This window comes from Tardiphaga sp. vice304 (genome assembly GCF_007018905.1).
Lineage (GTDB): Bacteria > Pseudomonadota > Alphaproteobacteria > Rhizobiales > Xanthobacteraceae > Tardiphaga.
The window spans coordinates 3,711,544-3,732,841 of sequence record NZ_CP041402.1 but is presented as its reverse complement, the minus strand read 5'-3'; the positions used below and the strand labels follow the sequence as shown (position 1 = coordinate 3,732,841).

At 64.2% G+C, this 21,298-nt stretch carries 23 protein-coding genes and 1 pseudogene; 9 read left to right on the top strand and 15 right to left on the bottom strand.

Annotated elements, in window-relative coordinates; all coding sequences use genetic code 11:
• Positions 1-93: 93 nt before the first annotated feature.
• On the top strand, positions 94-2,502 hold the full coding sequence (gene clpA / locus FNL56_RS17730) for an ATP-dependent Clp protease ATP-binding subunit ClpA (RefSeq protein WP_143574197.1): 2,409 nt from the start codon (positions 94-96) through the stop codon (positions 2,500-2,502).
• A 215-nt stretch (positions 2,503-2,717) separates the two neighbouring features.
• On the opposite strand, the gene FNL56_RS17725 is transcribed toward clpA, so the two are convergent.
• Together FNL56_RS17725 and FNL56_RS17720 are read right to left on the bottom strand one after the other, a co-directional pair.
• Positions 2,718-3,071, bottom strand: a complete 354-nt coding sequence (locus FNL56_RS17725; RefSeq protein WP_143574196.1) for a PilZ domain-containing protein — start codon at positions 3,069-3,071, stop codon at positions 2,718-2,720.
• Between the two features lie 110 nt (positions 3,072-3,181).
• Positions 3,182-4,108: a glycine/sarcosine/betaine reductase selenoprotein B family protein gene (locus FNL56_RS17720; protein ID WP_143574195.1), complete on the bottom strand. Its 927-nt coding sequence runs from the start codon at positions 4,106-4,108 to the stop codon at positions 3,182-3,184.
• Between the two features lie 196 nt (positions 4,109-4,304).
• On the opposite strand from FNL56_RS17720, the gene FNL56_RS17715 reads away from it, so the two are divergent.
• Positions 4,305-5,141, top strand: coding sequence for a lytic transglycosylase domain-containing protein (locus FNL56_RS17715; protein ID WP_246661556.1), 837 nt, complete (start codon positions 4,305-4,307; stop codon positions 5,139-5,141).
• Between the two features lie 2 nt (positions 5,142-5,143).
• Here the strand turns inward: FNL56_RS17715 and FNL56_RS17710 are convergent, their stop codons facing one another.
• Entirely contained in the window at positions 5,144-5,503 is a 360-nt protein-coding gene (locus FNL56_RS17710) for a PilZ domain-containing protein (protein ID WP_143574193.1), read from the bottom strand.
• 154 nt (positions 5,504-5,657) lie between these two features.
• On the opposite strand from FNL56_RS17710, the gene FNL56_RS17705 reads away from it, so the two are divergent.
• The 4 genes from FNL56_RS17705 to tsaA all read left to right on the top strand — a co-directional run bounded on the left by FNL56_RS17705 (position 5,658) and on the right by tsaA (position 8,293).
• Positions 5,658-6,392, top strand: a complete 735-nt coding sequence (locus FNL56_RS17705; RefSeq protein ID WP_143576222.1) for an AzlC family ABC transporter permease — start codon at positions 5,658-5,660, stop codon at positions 6,390-6,392.
• Positions 6,389-6,733, top strand: coding sequence for an AzlD domain-containing protein (locus FNL56_RS17700; RefSeq protein WP_143574192.1), 345 nt, complete (start codon positions 6,389-6,391; stop codon positions 6,731-6,733). Before FNL56_RS17705 ends, FNL56_RS17700 begins: the two co-directional genes overlap by 4 nt.
• 70 nt (positions 6,734-6,803) lie before the next feature.
• Complete coding sequence (locus FNL56_RS17695) at positions 6,804-7,787, top strand: Bug family tripartite tricarboxylate transporter substrate binding protein (protein WP_143574191.1); 984 nt, start codon at positions 6,804-6,806, stop codon at positions 7,785-7,787.
• Between the two features lie 14 nt (positions 7,788-7,801).
• The gene (tsaA, locus tag FNL56_RS17690) at positions 7,802-8,293 is read left to right on the top strand and encodes a tRNA (N6-threonylcarbamoyladenosine(37)-N6)-methyltransferase TrmO (RefSeq protein WP_143574190.1); all 492 of its coding nucleotides are present in this window, start codon (positions 7,802-7,804) and stop codon (positions 8,291-8,293) included.
• A 65-nt stretch (positions 8,294-8,358) separates the two neighbouring features.
• On the opposite strand, the gene FNL56_RS17685 is transcribed toward tsaA, so the two are convergent.
• From FNL56_RS17685 to FNL56_RS17670, 4 genes are all read right to left on the bottom strand, one after another.
• Complete coding sequence (locus FNL56_RS17685) at positions 8,359-8,787, bottom strand: HIT family protein (protein ID WP_143574189.1); 429 nt, start codon at positions 8,785-8,787, stop codon at positions 8,359-8,361.
• 67 nt (positions 8,788-8,854) lie between these two features.
• Positions 8,855-10,120 (bottom strand): GNAT family N-acetyltransferase, encoded by a 1,266-nt coding sequence (locus FNL56_RS17680; RefSeq protein WP_210245528.1) that lies wholly within the window; start codon positions 10,118-10,120, stop codon positions 8,855-8,857.
• Between the two features lie 79 nt (positions 10,121-10,199).
• Complete coding sequence (locus tag FNL56_RS17675; protein WP_143574187.1) at positions 10,200-10,952, bottom strand: glycerophosphodiester phosphodiesterase; 753 nt, start codon at positions 10,950-10,952, stop codon at positions 10,200-10,202.
• A 14-nt stretch (positions 10,953-10,966) separates the two neighbouring features.
• A complete protein-coding gene (locus tag FNL56_RS17670; RefSeq protein ID WP_143582204.1) occupies positions 10,967-11,434 on the bottom strand; it encodes a RidA family protein in 468 nt (155 codons plus the stop codon).
• Positions 11,435-11,677: 243 nt separating this feature from the next.
• Here FNL56_RS17670 and FNL56_RS17665 point away from each other — a divergent pair, with 243 nt between their 5' ends.
• Positions 11,678-12,535, top strand: coding sequence for a cell envelope integrity EipB family protein (locus tag FNL56_RS17665; RefSeq protein ID WP_143574185.1), 858 nt, complete (start codon positions 11,678-11,680; stop codon positions 12,533-12,535).
• Positions 12,536-12,645: 110 nt separating this feature from the next.
• On the opposite strand, the gene FNL56_RS17660 is transcribed toward FNL56_RS17665, so the two are convergent.
• Together FNL56_RS17660 and FNL56_RS17655 are read right to left on the bottom strand one after the other, a co-directional pair.
• Positions 12,646-13,938 (bottom strand): DNA polymerase IV, encoded by a 1,293-nt coding sequence (locus FNL56_RS17660; protein ID WP_143574184.1) that lies wholly within the window; start codon positions 13,936-13,938, stop codon positions 12,646-12,648.
• Positions 13,935-14,237 carry a DUF3572 domain-containing protein gene (locus FNL56_RS17655; protein ID WP_143574183.1) on the bottom strand — a complete coding sequence of 101 codons (303 nt, stop codon included), beginning with the start codon at positions 14,235-14,237 and terminating at the stop codon, positions 13,935-13,937. The genes FNL56_RS17660 and FNL56_RS17655 overlap by 4 nt, the downstream gene beginning before the upstream one ends.
• 230 nt (positions 14,238-14,467) lie before the next feature.
• Here FNL56_RS17655 and FNL56_RS17650 point away from each other — a divergent pair, with 230 nt between their 5' ends.
• Together FNL56_RS17650 and FNL56_RS17645 are read left to right on the top strand one after the other, a co-directional pair.
• Entirely contained in the window at positions 14,468-14,833 is a 366-nt protein-coding gene (locus FNL56_RS17650; RefSeq protein ID WP_143574182.1) for a response regulator, read from the top strand.
• Positions 14,834-14,842: 9 nt separating this feature from the next.
• Positions 14,843-16,216 (top strand): PleD family two-component system response regulator, encoded by a 1,374-nt coding sequence (locus FNL56_RS17645; RefSeq protein WP_143574181.1) that lies wholly within the window; start codon positions 14,843-14,845, stop codon positions 16,214-16,216.
• 259 nt (positions 16,217-16,475) lie between these two features.
• Here the strand turns inward: FNL56_RS17645 and rpmG are convergent, their stop codons facing one another.
• The 6 genes and pseudogenes from rpmG to rnr all read right to left on the bottom strand — a co-directional run bounded on the left by rpmG (position 16,476) and on the right by rnr (position 21,296).
• On the bottom strand, positions 16,476-16,643 hold the full coding sequence (gene rpmG, locus FNL56_RS17640; RefSeq protein ID WP_143574180.1) for a 50S ribosomal protein L33: 168 nt from the start codon (positions 16,641-16,643) through the stop codon (positions 16,476-16,478).
• A gap of 120 nt (positions 16,644-16,763) precedes the next feature.
• A pseudogene (locus FNL56_RS17635) lies at positions 16,764-17,100 on the bottom strand (LLM class flavin-dependent oxidoreductase); the annotation flags it as partial.
• A 233-nt stretch (positions 17,101-17,333) separates the two neighbouring features.
• Entirely contained in the window at positions 17,334-17,552 is a 219-nt protein-coding gene (locus FNL56_RS17630; RefSeq protein ID WP_210245406.1) for a hypothetical protein, read from the bottom strand.
• A 97-nt stretch (positions 17,553-17,649) separates the two neighbouring features.
• Positions 17,650-18,384: an NUDIX hydrolase gene (locus FNL56_RS17625; RefSeq protein WP_143574178.1), complete on the bottom strand. Its 735-nt coding sequence runs from the start codon at positions 18,382-18,384 to the stop codon at positions 17,650-17,652.
• A gap of 54 nt (positions 18,385-18,438) precedes the next feature.
• On the bottom strand, positions 18,439-18,873 hold the full coding sequence (locus tag FNL56_RS17620) for a DUF983 domain-containing protein (RefSeq protein ID WP_143574177.1): 435 nt from the start codon (positions 18,871-18,873) through the stop codon (positions 18,439-18,441).
• Positions 18,870-21,296, bottom strand: a complete 2,427-nt coding sequence (gene rnr / locus FNL56_RS17615; RefSeq protein ID WP_143582203.1) for a ribonuclease R — start codon at positions 21,294-21,296, stop codon at positions 18,870-18,872. The genes FNL56_RS17620 and rnr overlap by 4 nt, the downstream gene beginning before the upstream one ends.
• Between the last annotated feature and the right edge of the window lie 2 nt (positions 21,297-21,298).

Sequence of the window (21,298 nt, the reverse complement as noted above, 5' to 3'; positions counted from 1 at the left end):
CGCCACAAGCTTGCATACCTATATGTGAGAAAGGTTCTTGTTGCCTGAGGCGGCAACGCCCATCATGATGATGGGGGCCAAAGAGGACGCGGAATGCCAACTTTTTCACAAAGCCTCGAACAATCGCTGCATCGCGCTCTCTCGATTGCGAATGAGCGTCATCACCAATACGCCACGCTGGAACATCTGCTGCTGTCGCTGGTGGATGATTCCGACGCGTCGGCAGTTATGCGGGCCTGCAGCGTCGATCTCGACAAGCTGCGCACCAGCCTGGTGAACTATCTCGAAACCGAATTCGAAAACCTGGTGACGGACGGCGCCGACGACGCCAAGCCGACCGCCGGTTTCCAGCGCGTGATCCAGCGCGCGGTGATCCATGTGCAGTCGTCCGGCCGCGAGGAAGTGACCGGCGCCAACGTGCTGATCGCGATCTTCGCCGAGCGGGAGAGCCACGCCGCGTATTTCCTGCAGGAGCAGGACATGACGCGCTACGACGCGGTCAATTACATCAGCCACGGCATCGCCAAGCGTCCGGGCGTTTCCGAAGCCCGCCCGGTGCGCGGCGTCGACGAGGAAACCGAGACGGCCAAGGGCGGCGACGAGTCCAAGAAGAAGGGCGAGGCGCTCGATACCTATTGCGTCAACCTCAACAAGAAGGCGCGGGACGGCAAGATCGACCCGGTGATCGGACGCAGTGCCGAGATCAACCGTGCGATCCAGGTGCTGTGCCGTCGCCAGAAGAACAATCCGCTGTTCGTCGGCGAAGCCGGTGTCGGCAAGACCGCGATCGCCGAAGGCCTGGCCAAGCGGATCGTCGATTCCGACGTGCCGGAAGTGCTGGCGGCGGCCACCGTGTTCTCGCTGGACATGGGCACGCTGCTGGCCGGCACGCGCTACCGCGGCGACTTCGAGGAACGCCTGAAGCAGGTGCTCAAGGAACTCGAGGCGCATCCGAATGCGATCCTGTTCATCGACGAGATCCATACCGTGATCGGCGCCGGCGCCACCTCCGGTGGCGCGATGGATGCTTCGAATCTGCTCAAGCCTGCCCTGGCTTCAGGCGGTATTCGCTGCATGGGCTCGACCACTTACAAGGAATACCGTCAGCACTTCGAGAAGGACCGCGCCTTGGTGCGCCGGTTCCAGAAGATCGACGTCAACGAGCCGACCATCGAGGATGCGATCGCGATCCTGAAGGGCCTGAAGCCGTATTTCGAGGACTATCACAAGCTCAAATACACCAACGAGGCGATCGAGGCGGCGGTGCAATTGTCGTCGCGCTATATCCACGACCGCAAGCTGCCGGACAAGGCCATCGACGTGATCGATGAGTCGGGTGCGGCGCAGATGCTGGTGGCCGAGAACAAGCGCAAGAAGACGATCGGCATCAAGGAGATCGAGACCACGATCGCGACGATGGCGCGGATCCCGCCCAAGAGCGTGTCGAAGGACGATGCCGAGGTGCTGCGTCATCTCGAGACCACGCTGAAGCGCGTGGTGTTCGGGCAGGACAACGCCATCGAGGCCTTGTCGGCATCGATCAAGCTGGCGCGTGCCGGCTTGCGTGAACCGGAGAAGCCGATCGGCTCCTATTTGTTCTCGGGCCCGACCGGCGTCGGCAAGACCGAAGTGGCCAAGCAACTCGCTGCCTCGCTCGGCGTCGAGCTGATCCGCTTCGACATGTCCGAATACATGGAGCGGCATACGGTATCGCGCCTGATCGGCGCGCCTCCCGGCTATGTCGGCTTCGACCAGGGCGGCCTTTTGACCGACGGCGTCGACCAGCATCCGCATTGCGTGGTGCTGCTCGACGAAATCGAGAAGGCGCATCCCGATCTGTACAACGTGCTGCTGCAGATCATGGATCACGGCAGGCTGACCGACCACAACGGTAAGCAGGTCAACTTCCGCAACGTGATTTTGATCATGACCACCAATGCCGGCGCCGCCGACATGGCGAAGGCGGCCTTCGGCTTCACGCGCAGCAAGCGGGAAGGCGAGGACCACGAGGCGATCAACCGGCAGTTTGCGCCGGAATTCCGCAATCGTCTCGATGCCATCGTCTCGTTCGCGCATCTCAATGCGGACGTGATCGGCATGGTGGTGGAGAAGTTCGTGCTGCAGCTCGAGGCCCAACTGGCCGACCGCGATGTCACGATCGAACTGTCCGAGCCCGCCAAGGCCTGGCTGGTCACGCACGGCTATGACGAGCAGATGGGCGCGCGTCCGATGGGCCGCGTGATCCAGGAGCACATCAAGAAGCCGCTGGCCGATGAACTGCTGTTCGGCAAGCTGAAGGACGGCGGCCACGTCCGCGTGGTGCTGGTTTCCGACGAGGCCGTGCTCGGTGTCGCGCAGGAGCGCATCGGCTTCGAATATGTCGATGGCCCGGTGACGCCGAAGCCCGAGAAGCTGCCGGGCAAGCGCGCCACCGCGCGCAAGCCGAAAACGGGCGGTCCCGGCGGATCGAAGGGTCCGGCGAAGGAGCCCTTGAAGGCCTAGGCAGCGCGAAGCCTGTCAAACGAAAAGGCTGGCGAGAAATCGCCGGCCTTTTTGGTTTGAGTTGAGCTGTCATTCCGTGGCGCGAGAGCGAAGCTCGAGCGAACCCGGAATCTGGAAATGTTCATCGTGCCATATCGAGGTTCCCCGCCGCTCCAATTGGAGTGGCTGAGGTTCGCTCGCGCTGATGCGCTCGCGCCCCGGAACGACAGTTTCAATTACTGCCCCAGCAGATCGTTGATCCGGCGCTGCAACTGGCGTTTCTTCTTCTCGCTTTTGCGCAGCCGCTCCGCGAGATCCGACTCCGGCAGCGCCTGGTCGGCGGGATCGGTGAACGCGACGCCGACGATATTGTCGCGCCACCAGATGATTTTCGCCAGGAACGACTTGCCCTTGCGGGCGATCGCAAGCTGAATCCGGTCCTTGGGCAAGCGCGCGCCGCTCTTGAATTCGAGCCGGGCGCCACGCTCGGAAATATCGCGTATCACGCATTCTTTCGGCGTCTTGGCATCGCTGGACGCGATGCCGCCAAAGATCACCCCATCACGCATCCCTTTGCGCCGCTCGTCCATGATGCGTTCCCCGTTTCGAACGGGACACTAGCGAGTTCCGCGCAGCAAGGAAGATCGAGGCGGCTTCGATGCGCTGTTAACGTAAACGCAGGATTGTCCTGCGTCTGGAATCAGGCCGCGGGCTCTCGCAGCGTTCGGGCGACGGCCTTTTGGGCGTCGAACTCGGCCCGGCGCCGCGCCAGTTCAGCCGGCGAAAGCAGCGCGACATTGTTGTAATCGCGCTTCCATGCGGCATCCAAAGCCCAGCGCAGCGGCGATTGCACGGTGGTCTGCGGTCCCACCGCGGATTCCAGCACGCGCATCGCCAGGTCCAAGGTGAAGTCCTGCGATGCCGCGTCGTGCGGTCGGCCGGCGGCATTGCCGAGCGGGAAATCGCTGAACAGGAAGCGCGGCACGGCGGCGTGCTCGACGATGTCCTTGGCGCAGCCCATCACCACCGTGGCGATGCCGTTTGCCTCCAGATGCCGGGCGGTCAGGCTGATGGTCTGGTGGCAGACCGGGCAATTCGGCACCAGTACGGCGACATCGACACGGTCGGCGCGGCAGCGCGCCAGAATCTCCGGCGCGTCGGTCTCCGTGGTGACGCGGTGGCTGCGGTTGGTCGGCGCACCATAAAAGCGCGGCGCGATCTTGCCGATCCGCCCGGACGCGGCAAGCCGATGCAGCGCGGGCAGCGGGAACCAGCTATTGCTGTCGGTCGCGGTCGTGTGCACGCGGTCATAGGCGATGTGCGAGATGCGCAGGTCGTGCGTCTGCGAGCTGTCGCCGTCATACACCGAATAGAATTTGGCGCCGCCATTATACGCCGCACCGGGACCCTGATCGCCGCGCGCGGGATCGAACGGCGCCGCCGTGGTGATGATGGCGACGCGCGATTGTGCCAGCGGCTTCTGCAGCGGCTGGAACGGCGCGTCACTGTGATGGGCCCAGCGGTAAGGCGTATCGTAACCGATCGCGCGATAATACTCGCGGGTACGCGCCATATAGGGGATCGGCACGTCGTCGTCGGCTGCAAAGCCTTGCGCAGTCTCGTCCATGCCGTCTCTCCCGCTTCCGCCGCATTTGATCCATAGCTATCGGCTGCGATCCCGCTGTCAAGAAGCCCAGGACTTGATGAACCGCCCCCTTGCGATCCTTGGCCGCATTCTTTGCATCGCCATGATGCTTGGCACGCCGTCGCAGGCGCAGGAGGCACTGCCGTCAAGCGAACTTGCCAAGCCCGGCGCGGATCGCATGATGCCGGCGGCGGCGCCGGATGTTTCGCGCATGACCGACACCCGCGAGTCGATGTGCCTGATGATCGAATCCGCCGCCCGCGCCAACGAGCTGCCGCTGGAATTCTTTGCCCGCGTGATCTGGCAGGAGAGCCGGTTTCAATCCAACGCCGTCGGTCCCGTGACCCGCAGCGGTCAGCGCGCGCAGGGCATCGCGCAATTCATGCCGGGCACCGCGAATGAGCGCCGGCTGCTGGATCCGTTCGATCCGGTGCAGGCGCTGCCGAAGTCGGCGGAATTTCTCAGCGAGCTGCGCGCGCAATTCGGCAATCTCGGCCTCGCCGCCGCCGCCTACAATGCCGGGCCGCGCCGCGTGCAGGAATGGCTGGACGGCAAAGGCTATATGCCGTTCGAGACCCGCAACTACGTCTCCGCGATCACCGGTGCGACGGTCGAGGACTGGCAGGCGGCTGGTCGCAATGGCCGGGCGCCGGAGCGGTCGCGCAGCTCGAGCTGTCGCGAATTGATGGCGCTGCTGCAACGCGCGCCCAATCCGTTCGTGACGCAACTCGAAGCTCGCGTGAAACTCGGCGAGGCGCGCGCGTGGGGCGTGCAGCTCGCCGCCGGCTTCAACCGCGACCGCGCGCTGGCAAGCTATGCCCGCGCCATGGTGCGGCTGCGCCCGCTGATCGGCGATCGCGATCCCAATCTGCACGGCGGGGTGTTGCGCAGCCGGGGCACGCGGATGTTCTACCAGGTGCGGATCGGCGAGGACACGCGGGCCGCCGCCGACGCACTCTGCCATCAGATCCAGCGCATCGGCCAGGCGTGCCTGGTGCTGCGCAACCGGGGCTGAAATCAGCGCTCGCAGCTCAGTTGCTCGACGCGTCGCGTCAGTGCCTTGTTGGCGCGCTCCATGGCTCGAACGCGCAACGCCCAGTTTAGCGTCATCTGCGTGGGGACGCTTCGATGATCGCGAAAAGCAAAGCCCGCGCGACCGGAGCGCCGCCATATCAGGCGTGCCCGGAAGGCGAGGCCTTTGTGAGGGATGGTGAGATCGAATTCACCCGCCAGAAGATCGACGTTGCCGAGATCGACCAAGGCACCGCGATCCGAGTAATTGCGAATGGTGCAGTCAAGTTTCGAGCGACGTTCGTTGAACGCGACGCTCCCTCCATAATATACTCGGCTGCGGAATGTACTGCGTCGATCGAGCATGGCATCACCCCAGGTTACCGCTAGAACTACCTCAGGTAGCGTCACTTTGAGAAGCCGAGGCGCGGTAAACTGTTTCTTAAGGTAAATCGCCGGCTTGACCGGGGCCGGCTTTGCCGCCCATGAGACGGCGTAGGAAAAATCGCAAAGGTTGCTCGTGGCACTGCCGGCATTGGACTCGACGGACTGGCAGGGCAGCGCAAAGGCCTATGCACTCGGCCTGCGTGCCATTTTTTCCACGATCCTGACGCTGGTGCTGTTCGCCACCTATGTCGGCATCGGCGCACTCGCGCATGACACGCGTTTCAGCCTGCTGTGGGCGCTGGCCTCGACGCTGTTCGTATGGGCCGGACCGGCACAGATCATTCTGATCTCGACGCTCGGCTCCGGGGCCACTGTCGTTCAGGCGGCGCTGGCCGTGGGCGTCAGCGCGATCCGGCTGTTTCCGATGGTCGTCTCGGTGCTGCCGATGCTGCGCACACCGGACACCCCGAAGCGCAGGCTGATCCTGCCGACGCATTTCATCGCGGTGACGCTGTGGGTGGAATGTTATCGCCTGCTGCCGCAGGTGCCGCGCGAGCGTCGCATCGCCTTCGTCAACGGGCTCGGCACCGGCCTTGTCGCGCAGGCGATGCTGGCGACCTGGGTCGGCTATCACCTCGCGGCCAATCTGCCGCCTTTGTTCGGCGCAGCCATCCTGTTGCTGACGCCTCTCGCCTTCCTGCTGTCCACCGCGCGCAACTGCAAGCAATTGTCCGACGTCGTGGCGCTGGTGCTCGGCCTGGTGCTGTTTCCGCTGGTTTCGCTGCTCAACACCGGCGTGGATATCATGATCTCCGGCGTCTCGGCCGGCTCCATCGCTTATGGTGTCCACTGGTGGCGACGGCGATGAGCGACTTCATCGGAGACTGGCACGCGCTGGCCGTGCTGCTGCTGGCAGGGTTTCTGCCCAATGAAGTCTGGCGCATGCTCGGCCTCTGGCTCGGCGGCGGCGTCGACGAGGAATCCGAATTGCTGGTGTGGGTGAGGGCGGTGGCGACCGCGATCCTCGCCGGCGTCATCGCGCAGATCCTGGTCTTGCCGCCCGGCGCGCTGGCCACTATCCCCGCCGAGTTGCGCTACGGCGCCGTCGCGGTCGGCCTTGCCGTTTTCATGGCGTCGAAGCGATCGATCTTTTTCGGCGTGGCGTCCGGCGAGCTGGTGATGGTCGCCGGCAAATACTGGCTGGGCTGACGACTCAGCTTGCGTCCCCCTCGGCGTTCGCTAGTCTGCCGCCAACAAAAACAAGACATCGGGTGAAACCATGACATCACGCGCCAGCTCCGTCTTCATTTCGTGCTGGGCGCTTGTCGCCCTCATGCTGGCGACGCCGGTTCGCGCCGCGGAATATCCGGTTCGGCCGATCAAGCTCGTAGTTCCCTATGCCGCCGGCGGTCCGACCGATGTGCTGGCACGATTGGTCGCGGACTATCTCGGCCGCGATCTCAAGCAGGCCACCGTGGTCGAGAACAAGCCGGGCGCGCAGGGCGCGATCGCGGCCGAGGTCGTGTCGCGCGCCGAGCCCGACGGCTACACGCTGTTCGTCACGGCGGCGTCGATCATGGTGCTCAACCCTCTGCTCTACAAAAAGCTGCCCTATGACGCGCAGAAGGATCTGCGCATGCTGACGATTGTGACCGACCTGCCGGTGGTGATGGAGGTGCATCCTTCGGTGCCGGCGAAGACGGTGCAGGAGTTCGTCGCCTACGCCAAGGCCAATCCCGGCAAGCTCAATTTCGGCTCGGCCGGCACCGGCGGCACCATCCATCTCGCCGGAGAAATGTTCAAGCAGATCGCCGGTGTCGACATGACCCACATCCCCTACAAGGGCGCGGGACCGGCGCTGACCGATCTGTTGTCCGGCAATATCCAGGTGATGTTCGACACGCTGTCCACTGCGCTGCCGCCGGTCAGAGCGGGCATGCTCCGCCCGCTCGGCGTGTCGTCGGCGCAGCGCAGTCCGGATCTGCCGGATGTCCCGACCGTGATCGAAAGCGGTTATCCGGACTATCAGGTCGGCGTCTGGTTCGGCCTGGCCGGACAGGCGAAGCTGCCGGAGGACATCGTGAAGAAGATCATGGCGAGCATGGACCGCGCGCTGGAGGATCCGGCGTTTCGCGCTTCGCTGGAGAAGATCGGCTTCCCGGTGCTGCGCCCGAAGACGCCGACGCAGATCGCGGAATTCGTTGACGAGGACCGGGCGCGGTGGTCGAAGGTGATCAAGGCGCAGAACATCTCGCTGGATTGAAACGGGATTGACCGATGGTTCGTGAAAGCGAGATCCGCGACGGCGAGAGCGCCGTCGATGCGCCGAAGCCTGTTCATGCCGGGCTGGTCTATATCGGCCGCATCCGCACGCCCTGGACGTCGCGGCTGGAGACGCCGCGGCAGGGCCGCCACGACGGCCCGGTATGCCGGCTGGAAATCTTCGAGCCCTGGGTGCCGGCGTTGCAGGGGCTCGATCTGTTCGAGCATCTCGAAGTGATCTACTGGCTGCATCTGTCGCGCCGCGACCTGGTGCTGCAAAGCCCGAAGAATGACGGCCGCGCGCGCGGTACCTTCTCGCTGCGCTCGCCGGTGCGGCCCAACCCAATCGGCACCTCAATGGTGAGGCTGATCGGCATCGAGGGTCCGACGGTGTTCGTGCGCGGCCTCGACTGTCTCGACGAGACGCCGCTCCTGGATCTCAAGCCCGACCGCTGCGAGTTCACCCCGCTGGCGCCGCCGCAGCCCGGCGATTTCCAGACGGGGTAGGTGGCGTTTTTTCACCTCGCCCCGCAAAGAGCGGGGCGAGGGGGCGCAGGGCCGGTGCGATCCGGTTACAGCGCCGCCAGCGCCGCGATCAGCTTCGTCGCATTGTCTTCCAGCACCTTGGGATCTTCCTTGCGCGTCGCGGGCGGCAGCAGGCCGACATTGTCGTGGCGGGGCATCACATGCATGTGCAGGTGGAACACGACCTGGCCGCCGGCTGCTTCCGAATATTGCGCGATGGTCATGCCGTCGGCGGCGAAAGCCGTTCGGGCCGCCGCTGCGATCCGGTGCGCGGTGCGGGCGACGTGGCCGTAATCGTCTGCCGTGATATCGAAAATGTTGCGCGCCGGCGCCTTGGGAATCACCAGCGTATGGCCGGGCGTGCGCGGCATGATGTCGAGGAAGGCGAGGGTGTGGTCGTCTTCATACACCTTGTAGCAGGAGAACTCGCCGCGCAGGATCTTGGCGAAGATGTTGCTGGGGTCATACGCGGTCATGGTGCCTCCCGGAGAATTTCGGCGACTGTCGCCGCCAACCTTGAATCGGTCAACCCGTACCGGCGCGTCAGGTCGGTTCTTCGTGGGTGCTGTGAATGTCACCCTTGCGGAACGGGCCGGCCTCGGTCAGTTCGCGCACCGCTTCCGCCACATGCGCGCGCTCATGTTTCAGATAATCCGCCACCGCGCGGCGGAAGCCGGGGTCGGCGATGTAATGTGCGGAGTAGGTGGTCTGCGGCAGGTATCCGCGCGCGATCTTGTGCTCGCCCTGCGCGCCGGCCTCGACGGTCTTCAGCCCGCGCTGGATCGCAAAGTCGATCGCCTGATAATAGCAGACCTCGAAATGCAGGAACGGGTGGTGCTCGACGGCGCCCCAGTGCCGGCCGAACAACGTGTCCGAGCCGATGAAGTTGATGGCGCCGGCGATCCAGCGGCCCTCACGCTTCGCCATGATCAGCACGACGTCGCGGGCCATGGTGGCGGCGATCTCGCTGTAGAAGGCGCGGGTCAGATAGGGCCGGCCCCATTTGCGCGACCCGGTCTCCATGTAGAAGGCGAAGAAGGCGTCCCACGCATCGTCGGTGATGTCATTGCCGGTCAGCGCGTGGATGGTGATGCCGTTCGCCAGCGCGTCGCGACGCTCGCGCTTGATCGCCTTGCGGTGGCGCGAGTTCAGGGTGGCGAGGAAATCGTCGAACGAGGCATAGCCGGGATTGTGGAAGTGAAACTGCTGGTCGGTGCGCTGCAGGAATCCCTTTTCGGCGAGAAACTTCCACTCGTTCTCTCGCGCAAAGGTGACGTGCACCGACGACGCGTCGGTCGCGTCGCACAGTCCGATCAGCCCGCCGGCCAGCGCCTGGCCGATGCGGTGGGCATCGGCGGGATCGCGGATCAGGAGGCGCGGGCCGGTCGCCGGGGTGAACGGAACCGAGGCCTGCAGCTTCGGATAATACTGGCCGCCGGCGCGCTCATAGGCGTCGGCCCAGCCGCGGTCGAACACGTACTCGCCCTGGGAATGCGATTTCAGATAGCACGGCACCACGCCGACGATGGCGGCATCGCGCTTCGCGATCAGGTGCCGCGGACCCCATCCGGTGCGCGCGCAGGCCGAATTCGATTTCTCGAGCGCGAGGAAGAAAGCGTGCGAAATGAATGGGTTATACGTCAAAGCCGAGGTGTTGGTGCGGGGCGTTGAAGGCGCGCACGAGGCTAGCGTGTCCAGCGATTCGAGTTCGCCAGCGTCGGCGCCGGAGGTGGCGCAGGCATCCCAGTCCACGGCCGGAATCTGGCTGATGGAGGAGACGGCTTCCAGCGTTATGTCCGACGAATTCATCAAGGCCCGGTCAGTTGCGATCGGCCATCGCGATGACCGTCCATAGATTTGTGCATCGCGGAGGTCAGCGCAAGGGCGGTCACGGTTCGGGGACGAAGCCCTCGAAAATCATCTGGTCGGCATGAGCCCTGGCGACAGCGCGCTGTTCCGGGGTGCGCACTGTCCAGGTCAGCAGCGCGCAGCCGAACAGATGACGCGCTATCCACGGCGCCGGGGCCGGCAAATCCTTCACCCAATAGGCCACGAAATGCGGCCGGGTGGTGAAAGCATGGCGAAGGCTTTGCATGCCGCGGCGCTGGGCCGGTGTCAGTTCCAGCCACTCGCCGTCGTCGTAGCGCCGCTGCGCGGTGATGCCGCGCGGCAGCGCCGGCAACAGCTGGCGCAGCGCCAGCACCTGGTCGGGATCGAACGACATCACGGCCACTGGGCCGGAATAGGATTTCAGGATTTCCGCCATCCGGCCAACGAGCTGGCGGTCGCCGTCGAAGTGACTTTTCACTTCCAGCACCAGCCCGACCCGGCCATCGACCAGCGCGCAGAGATCGGCGAGCGACATCATCCGCTCGTCGGTGTCCTTGAACGCCACCTGCTTCAGCTCGGCGGCGGTGTGGCTGCGCAGCGAGCCGGAGCCGATGGTGAGCCGGCCGAGATCGTCGTCGTGGTGGACCATCGCCTCGCCATCGGCGGACAGTTGCAGGTCGACCTCGATCGAGAAGTTGCCGGCGATCGCGGCGGCGATGGCGCCCGGCATGTTCTCGACCACGCCGCGGGCGCGGTCATGCAGGCCGCGATGCGCGACCGGGCGGGCGGTGAGCCAGGCGGGAGCGTGCATCGCAGGTTCTCTGGTTAGGCGACCTCGAACACGCCGTCGACCTCGACGGCGCAATCGGCGGGCAGGGAGGCCACGCCGACCGCGGCCCGGGCATGCCGGCCCTTGTCGCCGAACGCCGCGACCATCAGGTCGGAAGCGCCGTTGATGACCTTCGGCGCATCGACGAAGTCGGGGGTGGAGTTGACGAAACCGCCGAGACGGACCAGGCGCACCACCTTGTCGAGATCGCCCAGCGCGGCCTTGACCTGGGCCAGCAGGTTGATGGCGCAGCCCCGGGCGGCGTTGACGCCCTGGTCGAGCGTGACGCCGGCGCCGAGCTTGCCCTTGGCGATCAACTGGCCGTCCGCGCCCATGCAGATCTGGCCGGAGACGAACAGCAGATTGCCGGTCCGCACGAAGCCGACGTAATTCGCCACCGGGCTGATCGGCTCATGGATCGTCACACCGAGGGCTGCCAGTTTCTGCTCGACCGTTCCTGCCATTACCGTCTCCGTTCTGAAAATTGCGTCCGAACCGTCCGCGTGCCGCGTCGGGCGGCCTGTTTCACCCATCGCGTCCTGTCATGCAAGCAACCACGGGTGACGCCCGGCGCCGACAGGGAACGCCTCGGTAGCATCAAATTCACGACAATGGACCGGCATATTTCGGTCGTCGCCAATTCCGGCCGCAGTTGCGGCGCAATGGGGCGCTCTTTAGTATCGTCACTCAGCAGTCAGGGAACCCGCATGCGCCGATCAGCCTCTCTTTCCTGCATTCAAGCCGGTGCCGTGGCGCTGGCGCTGATGGGTCTCGGCGGCGCGGCGAAGGCCGCGGCCCCCGTGCCGTTCATGGCGCATCAGGCGCTGTATGAATTGAAGCTGCTGAAGTCGCGCGGCAATGCCAGCGTCAATTCCGCCAGCGGGCGCATTCTGTATAATTTCACCGGCAGCGCCTGCGAGGGCTACACCTCGGATTTCCGCCAGGTCTCGGAGCTGGAAACCGGCGAGGGCAAGAACACGCTGAGCGATTTGCGCTCGACGAGCTGGGAAGACGGCGCCGGCAAGAGCTATCGTTTCAAGATCGACACTCGCATGAACGACGGCGACCCCAGCGTGATCGACGGCATCGCCGAGCGCGAGGGCGATCACGTCACCGTCAAGCTCAAGCAGCCGGTGGTGAAGACCCTCACGCTCGATGGCTCGACCGTGTTTCCGACCGAGCAGATCCACCGCATTATCGCCGCGGCGCGCGACGGCAAGTCGCTGCTTGAGCTCAAGGTCTATGACGGCTCCGACACCGGCGAGAAGGTCTACAACACGCTGACGGTGATCGGGGCCGCGATCCCCGGCGACCGCGCCGGTGCCGAGCCCGATGCCTCGACCACGTCCGACGCGATGAAGCCGCTGACCCGCTGGCCGGTGACGGTGAGCTATTATGACGAAACCGCCAAGCCGAACAGCGGCGAGCAGACGCCGGTCTATGCGATGTCGTTCGAGCTGTACGAAAATGGCGTGTCGCGCTCGCTGGTGCTGGACTACAATGATTTCGTGATCGGCGGCACCATGGGCAAGTTCAACGTGAAGGACAGCAAGCCCTGCAAGTGATGAGCGTAGCCCGGATGACAATCCGGGGCCGGGCCATCCACTATTGATGCTGTTCCCGGATTGCGTCGCCTCGCCGCCATGCGGCGCGTCGACTTCATCCGGGCTACAAGTTACGAACTCTTTACCGGCCCCTCATAGGCAATGCCGCGGATCACCGCCGCGTCGCCGAACTTCTTGCGCAACCCGTCCATCGCGCGCTCGGCATCGGCGGAGCGGCGGTCGATCATGTCGGTGTCGCCGGCCTGCGAGCCCGGCTGCAGCGCGCTGACGCCGGTGCCGATCAGGCGGAAGGCGGTGCCGTCGATCTCCTTCGCAAGCATCTCGCGCGAGATCGCAAAGATCTTCGCCGCGAGCTGGGTGGGGGAATGGATCGATTGCGAGCGGGTGCGCTGGCGGAAATCCGCGGTCTTCAGTTTCAGGGTCACCGTGGTGCCGGCCACTTCCCCGCTCTTCAGTCGCGACGATACCTTCTCCGACAGCCGCCACAGGATCTTCTCCAGTGTGGCGAAGTCGCGGATGTCCTCATTGAAGGTGGTCTCATTGGAGATCGTCTTGGCGTTACGATCGGCCACAACCTTGCGGTCGTCGATGCCGCGCGCCAGCCGCCATAGCCGGCGGCCTTCGCCGCCGAACTGCTTCATCAATTCAAGCTCGTCGGCCTTCTGCAGGTCGCCGATCTTGCGGAAGCCACGCTGCGAGAGCCGTTCGGCGGTGGCGGGGCCGACGCCGAAGATGAAGCCGACCGGGCGGTCGGCCAGCATCGCGCAGGCATCCGCCTGGTCGAGCACGGCGAAGCCGCGCGGCTTGTCGAGATCGCTAGCGATCTTGGCCAAAAACTTGTTCACCGACAGGCCCACCGAAACCGTGATGCCGATGTTGCGCTCGATCTCTGCGGCAAACTTCGCCAGCACCTTGGCCGGGATCATGCCGTGGACGCGTTGCGTGCCGGCGAGATCGAGGAAGGCCTCGTCGATCGACAGCGGCTCGACCAACGGCGTCAGCGCCTGCATCGCATGGCGCACCTCGCGGCCAACGCGGACGTACTTGGCCATGTCGGGTTTGACCACCGCGGCTGCGGGGCACAGTTCCAGCGCCTTGAACATCGGCATTGCCGAGCGGATACCATAGGTGCGGGCGATATAGCAGGCGGCCGACACCACGCCGCGCTTGCCGCCGCCGATGATGACCGGGCGGTCGGCCAGTTCCGGATTGTCGCGCTTCTCCACCGTGGCGTAGAAGGCGTCGCAATCGATATGGGCCATCGTCAAAGCGGGCAGGGCATGGTGGCGCACCAGCCGCGGCGAGCCGCAGGCGGTGCAGCGCCTCGCGGCGATATTCTGGTCGGCAAGGCAATCCCGGCAGAAGCAGCGCGGTCCGCTCGTTTCTGTCGGGGCGGGAATCACGGGATGTCGCGCTCGAGCCTGGGATCGCCGAGTGCCTGCCGGGCGGCTGCAATGGTCGTCGGATGCAACTGGGACGAGGCCGAAAACGCCTGCACCGTCTCGTCGTCGCGCAGCACGAAATCCAGCACGCTGACGAGAAACTGCGGGTCCTTGGCGGCGGAGCGCAGCGTCTCCGGGCCGATTCCGCTCTCGGACAGGAACAAACCCAGCCGCTCAGGCTCGCCGGCCACGAAGGATAGCGCCTGAATGGCAACGATTTCAGCGACTTGTCCCGGGTGCTGGGAGCGCTTTTTTAGCATGGCTGTTTGCCTTTCCGTAACTAATCGTCTCTAGTTTACCATCATGCCCGAGTCACCGGGGCGTTGCCAGCAACTGGCCGATGCCGACGGACAACGGGCGCTCCGGCAGGGGTGGTCGGGGACACTCCGGGCCGCAACTGAGTTCCCCTTGCAGGTTGTATCGCGCGTGCGGCAGAGCAATGTCGTTCGGCGCACATCGAGAACGTTATCGTTCAGGATTGGAGGGCGGGATGGCTAAAACCGTCCTGATCGTGGAAGATAATGAGCTCAATATGAAGCTCTTCCGCGATCTGCTTGAAGCGCATGGCTATCTGACCATCGGTACCAGCAATGGTTACGAGGCGCTCGAGATCGTTCGCAAGCAACGTCCCGATCTCGTGTTGATGGACATCCAGTTGCCGCAGGTGTCCGGCCTCGAAGTGACACGCTGGATCAAGGACGATCCGGGGCTGCGCATGATACCGATCGTCGCCGTCACCGCCTTCGCCATGAAGGGCGATGAAGAGCGCATCCGCGAGGGCGGCTGCGAAGCCTATTTATCCAAGCCTATTTCAGTCGGCAAATTTATCGAGACCGTTCGTCGGTTTATCGGTTAGGGGGTCTCGATGTCCGCGCGTATCCTGGTCGTCGACGACATCCCCGCCAACGTCAAGCTGCTCGAAGCCCGTCTCTCGGCCGAATATTTCGACGTTACCACCGCATCGTCGGGCGCCCAGGCGCTGGAGATCTGCGCGCGCTCCGAATGCGATCTGATCCTGCTCGATGTGATGATGCCGGACATGGACGGCTTCGAGGTCTGCCGCAGGCTGAAGGCCAATCCGAAGACGCATTTCATTCCGGTGGTGATGGTCACCGCGCTGGACAGTCCGGCCGATCGCGTGCGCGGCCTCGAGGCCGGCGCCGATGATTTCCTGACCAAGCCGGTGGCGGACGCCGTGCTGATTGCGCGGGTCCGTTCGCTGACGCGGTTGAAGATGATGACCGACGAGTTGCGGATGCGCGCCATCACCTCGCTGGAGATTGGCGTGCAGGCGCCGGAGCGCTCGGCGGTGGCCGATCCGGGCATGGGCGGGCGCATTCTGCTGGTCGATGACCGGCCGTCGTCCTATGAGCGGCTGGCGCCGATCCTGAGCGCCGAGCACCATGTCGATGTCGAACCCAATCCTGCGGACGCCCTGTTTCATGCAGCGGAAGGTAATTACGACCTGCTGATCGTTTCGCTCGGCCTGGAGAGTTTCGACGGCTTGCGGCTGTGCAGCCAGGCGCGTTCGCTGGAGCGCACGCGGCAGGTGCCGATCCTGGCGATCGCGGATGCCGACAATGATGCGCGGATGCTGCGTGGCCTCGAAATCGGCGTCAACGACTACCTGTTGCGCCCGGTCGACAAGAACGAGCTGCTGGCGCGCGCACGGACGCAAGTCAGGCGTCGCCGCTACACCGACCATCTGCGCGACAATGTGCAGAACTCGATCGAGATGGCGATCACCGACGGTCTCACCGGGCTGCATAATCGCCGCTACATGGAGAGCCATCTCGAAACGCTGGCGGAGCAGGCCGCAAACCGCGGCAAGCCGCTGGCGGTGCTGATGCTCGACATCGACTTCTTCAAGTCGATCAACGACAACCACGGCCATGATTGCGGCGACGACGTGCTGCGGGAATTCGCCGTGCGGATCCGCAAGTCGATCCGCGGCATCGATCTGGCGTGCCGCTACGGCGGCGAGGAATTCATCATCGTGATGCCGGAGACCGACCTCAAGGTCGCCGGCATGGTCGCCGAACGTCTGCGCCGCGCCATTGCCGGCGAGCCCTTCGCGATCGACAAGGGCAACAAGCACATCGAGGTGACGATCTCGATCGGTCTGTCGACGCTGGAAATCAAGGGCGAGCCGGTCGCCGACGTCCTCAAGCGCGCCGACGTGGCTTTGTATCGCGCCAAGCATGACGGTCGTAACCGGGTGGTCTCGGCGGCGGCTTGAGTTTCCTTTTCTTACCCTCCCCTGGAGGGGGAGGGTCGAATAGATCGCACGGAGTGCGATCTATTCGGGGTGGGGTGAGTAGCGAAACGACGGAGCTTCGCCATTCACCCCACCCCGTCTCGCATCGCGCTGCGCGCGACTGCTCGCCGACCCTCCCCCTCCAGGGGAGGGTAAGAAGACGGCGCAGCCGTCTGAACTTCCCACAACGAAAAACGGAGCCTTTCGGCTCCGTTCGATCGTCAGCAGCTGAAAACATCGCTTACTTGATCTTGGATTCCTTGAACTCGACGTGCTTGCGCGCGACGGGGTCGTACTTCTTCTTGACCATCTTGTCGGTCATGGTGCGCGAGTTCTTCTTCGCAGTGTAATAAAAGCCGGTGTCCGCGGTGGAAACGAGCTTGATCTTGATGGTGACCGCCTTGGCCATGTGAAAACCTCTGATGTCAGGAATCGGTGACAGCCAGAGCACTGGCCGCGTTGCGCGCAACCTAGCCTCGAATGCCCCAAAGTCAAGGTTGGCGGTCCGGAAAAGCGCCCATCCGGCGTCTCAGGCGGGAAAGAAGCGGTTTTTCGGTCGGGGCAGGCCCGGATTGTCCCGTAGCGTGGCACCTTCCTCTTCGGCGCGGAAGATTCCGCGTCGTCGCAGTTCCGGCACCACTCGATCGACGAAGGCATCCAGGCCCTCCGGCAGAAACGGGAACAGGATGCGGAAACCGTCGCAGGCCTCCGTCACCAGCCATTCTTCCATCTGGTCGCCAATGGTCTGCAGCATGCCGACGAAGGTTGCGCCGTAGCCGCCTCGCCCTGCGCGAGCAGGCGCGCCGCAAGGTCGATGACGTGCGGACGGCGCTCTCGCTGGTATTGGTTGGCGGGATCCCGGGCAGGGGGCAGGAAAAAATCCTACATGCCGATTGCGACATCGTCGAACGCGCGCGGCGCAACTGACGTTTCGCCCTTCCAACTTCCTGATGCTGATACCGAAAGATTGCGACGCCAGCGGCCGGAAGAATCCGGCGCTCACGCGGGAAGAAGATTGTTGCGGTTCAAGCAAGGCAAGGTGGACTGCCGCGACGGCGGCGGACAACGGGAGATCAGGCGTCGCTCGGTCCTGCAGCGGTCAGAACATCGTGGTGCGCGATTCGCTCGCCATCAGCTCTTCGTTTTCCGCAAGCTGGATCCACGATACCGCCAGGTCGAGCATCGCGCGGACCTTTTCGTGGTCGTCCTCCACGCTGGCGCGCTGGCCGAGCGCGGATGCTTTCTGGCGGTATCGGAGCGAATCCGGCGTGAAGGTCGAAACATCGACGACGTCTTCGAACGAATGCATTTGCCCCATTGTCGTTAGCTCCTCGCCTCCAGAGGTGTGTAAGTGGCAGCGGCAAACGATTGGGTTAAAATAACTGTGAAAATAGATCGCAGTTCAATATTAGCACTCAGCCTTCGCCGGGTAGCATATCAAGCTGCATCTTGCCACTATACCAATGGAAAAACGGCAGAGGCGCATGATGGTTCAATGGACCAGTACTTAGCCGCTTCTGCAATTGATTCAGAACATTTTTTGTCATCGCGTGGGCATCGGCCAGATGTTCGGAGCCGAGTTCGACCCATAGCAACTCTACCAGTTCCGCGTCGGCGTGTATGACGCCTTCGATACGATGTGCGATAGCGGACACATCAGCGGTAAAGAAGCGTGTATCGAACCGCTTGATCCGGCCGGGCGGCGTGATGGCGCGCGCGATCAGAAACAGTCCGGACGGATCGGGCAGCAGGCCGGCATCGTTGAACGCCGACCATGCGCCAGACAGTTTTTTGGGCTGGCCTTCGACCTTGCGGCCGAGACAGAGCCCGGTTTCCTCGCAAGCTTCCCGGATAGCGGCGACGGCCAGAGAACGCGCGCGCGAAGGGGCGGTCTTCGGACTACCCTTGGCGAGATTGGCTTCGAGCTCGGGCGGGAGGGGGGCTGCGATCGGGATCTTGCTGTCGGTCTTGTCGACACTGCCACCAGGAAAGACGTACTTGCCGGGCATGAACACGACATTGGCGTGACGCTTGCCGACCAGCACTTTCGGGATTGTTCCGGACCGGTCGACCAGCATCAACGTCGCGGCGTCTCGCGGACGCTTGTAGGGATGGTGATCTGCTTCCTTGCCGAGCTGTACGTCGCTCATGCCGCCCTCGTTTTTGATTTTCTTGATTGATGTCTAAACAGGACGGCCAGCGTATCAGTCGTGGTCGCCGTCGCCAAATCCGTGCATGCGGAACGCCCATTGCAGGCCGACCACCGCGCCCTTGACGGGTTGCAACAAAGCAAGCGACGCGATCAGCGTGAATGGCAGGTAGATGGATAGTTGCAGCCAGATCGCCGGCGAATAGTCGGTCTCGATCCACAGGATCACCGGTACCAAGAGGTGGCCGACGATCACGATGACGAGATAGGCCGGCAGGTCGTCGGCGCGGTGCGCGGAAAAATCCTGCGCGCAGACCGAGCAGTGATCGTCGACTTTCAGGAAGGCGCGAAACAGTTTGCCTTCGCCGCAGTTCGGGCAGCGGCCGATCAAGCCGCGCTTCATTGCGGTCCACACGTTGCGCTTGGCACTGGGGTCCAGCGCGGAGGTCCAGGTTTTTTCTGGCAAGGTTTTTGTCGGTGAATCGTTCATGACGACTTCCTCTTCTTCGTGGGCTTGCCGGCATTTGCTGGGCCGGTGGTGCTGGCACCCCCATTGCCGGCTTCGGCCTTGGCCTTCAATCGGGCATTTCGTCCAAGCTTGATCTTCTTCGGCGGCTTGGCCGGCTTGGATGAGGGGCCCTTCGAAGTTCCCTTTGTCGACTTGCCGCCCGGAGCCCGGCCAATACCGGCTGACCGATCTCCTTCGGACCCGCGGCGGGGGCCTTTGCGCTCAACGCGGCCTTCCGAAAGTAGTTCAAATCGCAAAGCGCCGGCCACCGGCGCCGCTTCCACCAGGCGGACATCGACGACGTCCCCGAGCCGGTGCATAGCGCCGCTGCGCGTGCCGACCAGCGCGTGGCGCGCCTCGTCATAGTTAAAATATTCGGTGCTGAGCGTGCGGATCGGGATCAGGCCGTCGGCGCCGGTATCGGAGAGCTTCACGAACAGCCCGGCGCGGGTGACGCCGGAGATGCGGCCCTGGAAGGTCGCGCCGATACGGTCGGCGAGGAAGTGCGCGATCAGTCGGTCCGAGGTTTCGCGCTCGGCCTTCATGGCGCGGCGTTCGGTGACGGAAATCTGCGCGGCGACTTCCGCCAGCGTCTCCGGCGTCTCGGTGTCCGGCAATTCGCCTTCGCCGAGGCCGAGGCCGCGGATCAGCGCGCGATGCACGATAAGATCTGCGTATCGCCTGATAGGAGAAGTGAAATGAGCGTAGCGGCGCAGGTTGAGGCCGAAGTGTCCGTAGTTGTCGGAGGAGTATTCGGCCTGCGCCTGCGAGCGCAGCACGACTTCGTTCACCAGCGGTTCGGAATCGTGGCCCTTGACCTTGGCCAGCACGCCGTTGAACAGCGACGGCCGCAGCGCACCCTGCTTGGCGAACGGCAGGTCGAGCGTCTTGAGGAATTCCTGCAGGTTGTGAACCTTCTCCTGCGAGGGCTCGTCATGCACGCGGTAGATCAGCGGCAGCGCTTTCTTTTCCAGCATCTCGGCCGCAGCGACGTTGGCCAGGATCATGAACTCTTCGATGAGTTTATGCGCGTCCATGCGTTCCGGCACGATAACGCGATCGACGGTACCGTCGGGCTTCAAGAGGATCTTGCGTTCGGGGATGTCGAGGTCGAGCGGATCGCGTTCGTCGCGCGCCAGTTTTACCACGGCGTAAGCGGCGTACAGCGGCTTCAGGATCTGCTCGAGAATGGGGCCGGTGGTGTCGTCGGGATGGCCGTCGATCGCCGCCTGCGCCTGCGCGTAGCTCAGCTTGGCGGCCGAGCGCATCAGGATGCGGTGGAAGGTATGCGAGCGTTTGCGGCCATCAGGGCCGATCACCATGCGCACCGCGAGCGCGCCGCGCGCTTCGCCGGGCACCAGCGAACACAGGTTGTTGGAGATCCGCTCCGGCAGCATCGGCACGACGCGGTCGGGGAAATAAACCGAGTTGCCGCGCGTCAGCGCGTCGCGGTCGAGCGCCGAACCCGGCCGCACGTAGAACGCGACATCGGCGATCGCCACGGTGACGATCCAGCCACCGTCGTGGTCGGGATCGGGCTCGGCATAGACCGCGTCGTCATGGTCCTTGGCGTCCGGCGGATCGATCGTGATCAGCGGCACGGCGCGCCAGTCCTCACGGCCGGAAAGTGTAGCAGGCTCGGCCGCTTCGGACTCGGTGATCGCGGCGGCGGAGAATTCTTGCGGGATTTCGTGGCTGTGGATCGCAATCAGGCTGACGGCCTTTTCGGTCGATAGCGAGCCGAGCCGCTCCTTCACCTTGCCGGAGGCCAGGCCATAGCCGCGGGTATGGATCAGGTCGACGCTGACCAGGTCGCCGTCTTCGGCGCCGTTGCGGTCGCGCTCGGCAATGTTGAGCTCGCCGCGGCCGGCCTGCTTCTTGTCGACCGGGATCAGCCGGCCGCCGCCGCCCGGCAGCTCGCGGAAAATGCCGAGCAAGCGTGCCTTGGCCTTGTCGACGACCTTGATGACCCGGCCGCGATAGGCGGTGGCGTCGCCTTCCGCCTCGATCTGCTCGATGCGCAGCATGGCGCGATCGCCGACGCCGGCCGCGGTGCCGGGCAGGGGACGGCGCGGGGTGTGGATGCGGATCTTTGGCGTCGCGCCCTGGGTGGCCTCGTCCCACTCGGTCGGCGTCGCCAGCAACTCGCCGTCGCGGTCTCGCGTGACAATATCGACCAGCATGGTCGGCGGCAGCACCGCCGCCTCGTGCACCCGTCGTCCCTGCTTGGCAATCACGCCTTGCTCGGCGAGCTCGCGCAGAATCTGTTTCAGCTCGATGCGGGCGGCATTCTTCAGGCCGAATTCCCGCGCGATCTCGCGGGTGCCGATCTTGCCGGGGTTGGTACGAACGAACGCGACGATCGCATCCCGGGTTGGAAAGCCGTTATCCCGTTTCTTGCTCACAA